Here is a 4,055-nt window from a genome sequence, read left to right on the forward strand (position 1 = left end):
TGCGGCACTCATCGAAATGGAGATTGAAAATGAACAGACTAACTAAACTCATCTTATTCGGGGCGGCTCTAGCTGCGTCTGTAGCTCACGCACAAGATCCGAAAGACATCCCACAAAAATCTGGGGTAACACCTACGGATCTCATAGTACGCGGAGTGGACGGCACAGCGAATCTGGACTTCACAGTCATAGATGTGAAGTACGAGCCAGGTGGTGTCAACCGTCGCCATTTTCATCCAGCGGCGGTCACCTTCTATGTAGTTTCTGGGACACCAGTTTTCCAGCAGGAGGGCAAGGAACCCATTACCCTAAAACCCGGTGACAGCCTACTCGTTCCGGCCGGCACCACTCATTCCCATTGGAACCCTAGTAAGACTGAAGGTGTTCGATGGCTGGAATTCATCGTGGCTGAAAAAGGTAAAGGAAGATCCATCCGAAAGCCTTGAATAGAAAGTTTCGCCTCATAATCACGAAAGGAAAATGTAACCGCGACCAGCCGCCTTTGGTCGTAAGCAGAAAAGTAGAGGCCCATGAAGTACACAACCAAGTGCCGCATAACCATGCGCTGCAGCGAACCCGGCATGACGTCGTGGTTTGCAATCCACGCGTCCCGTGCGCCGGGTCGCTGAGCTTGGGTCGTTGAACGACAGCTTTCCCAAAAGCTCTACGGCGGTTCAGGGTCGAACTGAGACATACAAAGCAGCTACGCCCGCGCCAGGTGTAGTTCAGGGAAATTTGCCACAGTTTGGCAATCGGTGATCGACTTCGGTTGCTTTATGTCCCAAGGCGGGACTATACTTGACCCATGCGAATCATTGCCGTCAGTTACCTGCGAACTTTTTGGGCAAATACGCCTGACGCCGAGCAGTCCTTGAAGGCGTGGGTGGATGAGGTGAAGAAGGCTGACTGGAGTCAGCCAGCGGCCATCAAGGCGCAGTACCGTAGCGCCAGCATTCTGAAGAATCGCCGGGTCGTCTTCAATATTAAGGGCAATGAATATCGCTTGGTGGTCTCGGTGGCATATCGCTTCCAGGCCGTCTACGTGAAATTCATCGGCACGCACGCCGAGTACGATCGGATTGACGCCGAAACCGTTGAGATGGAGATCTGACATGGAAATTCGCCCAATTCATACCGCCGCCGACTACCGGGCCGCTCTGCGCGAAGTATCGGTGTATTTCGACAACGAGCCCGAACCTGGCACGCCGGATGGGGATCGGTTCGATGTGCTGCTGACGTTGGTCGATGCTTACGAAGCCAAGCAGTTCCCCATCGACCTTCCCGATCCGGTTGAGGCCATCAAATTTCGCATGGAGCAGGCCGGGCTGACGCCGAAGGATCTGGTGCCGGCCATCGGTCGCCTGAACCGCGTCTATGAAATCCTCGCCCGCAAGCGTCCCCTGACGCTCAACATGATCTGGCGGCTGCACGAGAGATTTGGTATCCCTGCCGAAAGCCTGATTCGCCCACCCAAACTACCTGTTGCAGCATAACTGGGTAAGGCACGCGCAATGCCGGTCAATATCCTCAATCTGGCCGGACTGGACGTCGTCGACTTCAAAGAAACCGACTCCGAATATCACGTTCGCGCAACACCCAAGGCAATCTCACGCCTTTGCCCACATTGCGGCCGATCCCACGACACGGTAGTTCATGCCAAGCGCACACTGGTCATCCGGGACATACCGAGCCACGGAAAGGCCGTCGTTATTCATCTCGACGTTTCCCGCTTGAAGTGCAAACCGTGCAAGCAGACCTTCACAGCATCCGTGCCGGAGGTCGATACTGGGCGGGAGATGACCGAACGCTTGGCCAAATGGATTGGTCGCCAGTCCATCGAATATACCTACGCGGAGATTGCCAAGCAGGTCAAGGTCGACGAGAAGACCGTCCGCAACATCTTCGACGAGTATGTGGCGGTGCTGGCCAAGGGCTATCAGCGCGAAACGCCGATCTGGCTAGGTATCGATGAAATCAAGCTCAAACGCTTCCGGGCCATCTTCACGAATCTGCATGGCCGATCCCTCATCGATATGCTGCCGAATCGGTACGTTTCGACCGTCACGGCATTCCTGGCGTCTCTGCCGGACAACAAACGCATTACGCATGTCGCCATCGATATGTGGGCTGGCTACCGTCGCGCCGTCCAGGAAGCTCTGCCGAACGCCAAGATCGTGGTCGACAAATTCCATGTCCTGATGAAAGCCAACATGGCCTTTGAGGCAGTGCGCCGGAAAATAGCTAGAGAGAGCAGCAACGGTGCCGGCCTTGGCCTCAAACGAGCCCACAAGCTATTCGACATGCGGGCCAAGGACTTGACCGACGAACAATATCTGACCGTCTCGGGCTGGCTCAACACATTCCCTCTCTTGGCCGCAGCTTATGATCTCAAGGAACGGCTGTACGCGATCTACGACGTGACAACGCCAGAGGAAGCTTGGGGCGAGTATCTGCATTGGGAAAGCACGATCCCCAACGAACTTGTCAAGCCGTACCGGGTAGTGAAGACCGCTTTCCGCAATTGGCGACCTTACATCCTGAACTATTTCGACGACCAGCGGGTGACGAACGCCTTTACGGAGAGTTTCAACGCCAAGGTCCGTGCCGTATACCGTAATGGGCGTGGATACACCTTCGAGCGGTTACGCGCCAAGGTGCTCTACACAGACAGGTTTCAGAAGCGTGTTGCGATGCAGGAGAAGGTTCGGGTCAGGAAACAGAAATTCGAAGATGTCGCAGTGGCGCGATTCATGTTCCTCGCAAGCACAATGGATGACGAGTACGAGACCAGAATTCGATCTCGTGAGGCAAACCTCGGAGTAGACCTGTCCACACTCGAGCGGACTTTCGATTCAGGCGAGTTCTAGTCCTGAAGTCTAGCTGCGTCCACCCGATAATCCGGATACCCCTTTATTTGGGCAGCGGCTTGGGTTTGGCGATGATCCGGCTGATTCGTGATCGAGGCTGGAAGTCTTCGGGCATTGCGCGCCAAGAGTGGCCCTGGTTGTTCGGCGCGATTGCTTTTGGTGGGATTCTGGGGCCACTGCTTTTGATGGTGGGGCTTTCGCACACAAGCGCTTCCACGGCTTCACTTTTCTTGAATCTGGAATCCGTGCTGACAGCCGCTTTGGCTTGGCTGGTGTTCAAAGAAAGCACCGATCGCCGAATCGTTTTGGGTATGGCGCTGATTGTCTTGGGTGGAGCCGTATTGGCATGGCCCAGTGGGGAAACCATAGCTTCTGGCATCGGACCGCTTGCATTGGCCGGAGCTTGCCTTGCTTGGGCCATTGACAATAACTTAACGCGCAAAGTTTCAGCCTCAGATGCCTTGTTCATAGCGGGGAGCAAAGGCTTGGTCGCGGGATGCGTCAATACGGTGCTGGGGTTAGCGCTCGGTGCAAGTTGGCCCGCTTTGCCGATGCTCTCGTCGGCGTTGCTGATTGGATTCTTCGGATATGGCCTGAGCTTGGTGTTGTTTGTGCTGGCACTTCGCGAACTGGGTACTGCGAGAACCGGTGCTTATTTTTCAACAGCACCATTTGTAGGCGCTACCATCGCGATTGCTGTTTTTGGTGAAGCCACCAGCATGGCCTTTTGGATGGCAATGGGTTTGATGTCGGTTGGTGTTTGGTTGCATCTGACCGAACGTCATGCGCATGAACATACCCACGTAGAACTTTTTCATGGGCACGCTCACCGTCATGACGAACACCACCTTCATGTTCATGACTTTGAATGGGATGGTGTTGAGCCTCATTCACATGCTCACAAGCATGCAAAAATCAAACACGAGCATGCTCATTTCCCGGACGTTCACCATCCACATTCGCATTCATGACACCAAACCAAGCGTGTTGAGTGTTTGCGCCATGAACGTCACTGCCACTCCCACCGCCAATGACAACCAGTCATGGCGGGGGCCCCAGAACATCAAAGCAAAGTGATGTCTTTGATCAAACGGGAACGCAGTGCGCGCCGTTTGAGTTGATCAACTGAGTCATCTGTCCACCAATGTGAAGAGTTGCCCCAGATCCAATCGGTACCCGTAATCCCTA

General features: G+C 54.5%; 5 protein-coding genes. All 5 read left to right on the plus strand.

The annotated features are described in order from the left end of the window. Nucleotides 1-446, plus strand: a 446-nt coding sequence (locus B9Z31_RS15215) for a cupin domain-containing protein (RefSeq protein WP_233201013.1), incomplete at its 5' end; no start/stop codon positions are given. A 359-nt stretch (nt 447-805) separates the two neighbouring features. After that, a complete protein-coding gene (locus B9Z31_RS15220) occupies nt 806-1,111 on the plus strand; it encodes a type II toxin-antitoxin system HigB family toxin (protein ID WP_100120407.1) in 306 nt (101 codons plus the stop codon). A gap of 1 nt (nt 1,112) precedes the next feature. Continuing rightward, the gene (locus B9Z31_RS15225; protein WP_100120408.1) at nt 1,113-1,493 is read left to right on the plus strand and encodes a type II toxin-antitoxin system HigA family antitoxin; all 381 of its coding nucleotides are present in this window, start codon (nt 1,113-1,115) and stop codon (nt 1,491-1,493) included. 18 nt (nt 1,494-1,511) lie between these two features. Next, entirely contained in the window at nt 1,512-2,867 is a 1,356-nt protein-coding gene (locus tag B9Z31_RS15230) for an ISL3 family transposase (RefSeq protein WP_100120409.1), read from the plus strand. A 65-nt stretch (nt 2,868-2,932) separates the two neighbouring features. Next, a complete protein-coding gene (locus tag B9Z31_RS15235) occupies nt 2,933-3,838 on the plus strand; it encodes an EamA family transporter (RefSeq protein ID WP_369804723.1) in 906 nt (301 codons plus the stop codon). The last annotated feature ends 217 nt before the right edge of the window (nt 3,839-4,055 follow it).

This window comes from Limnohabitans sp. G3-2, from assembly GCF_002778275.1.
In the GTDB taxonomy this organism is placed as follows: Bacteria; Pseudomonadota; Gammaproteobacteria; order Burkholderiales; family Burkholderiaceae_C; genus Limnohabitans_A.

Excerpts from the sequence above, each read along its gene's own strand:
- B9Z31_RS15220 (WP_100120407.1), top strand. The coding sequence starts at position 806 with ATGCGAATCATTGCCGTCAGTTACCTGCGAACTTTTTGGGCAAATACG.
- B9Z31_RS15230 (WP_100120409.1), top strand. The coding sequence starts at position 1,512 with ATGCCGGTCAATATCCTCAATCTGGCCGGACTGGACGTCGTCGACTTC.
- B9Z31_RS15225 (WP_100120408.1), top strand. The coding sequence starts at position 1,113 with ATGGAAATTCGCCCAATTCATACCGCCGCCGACTACCGGGCCGCTCTG.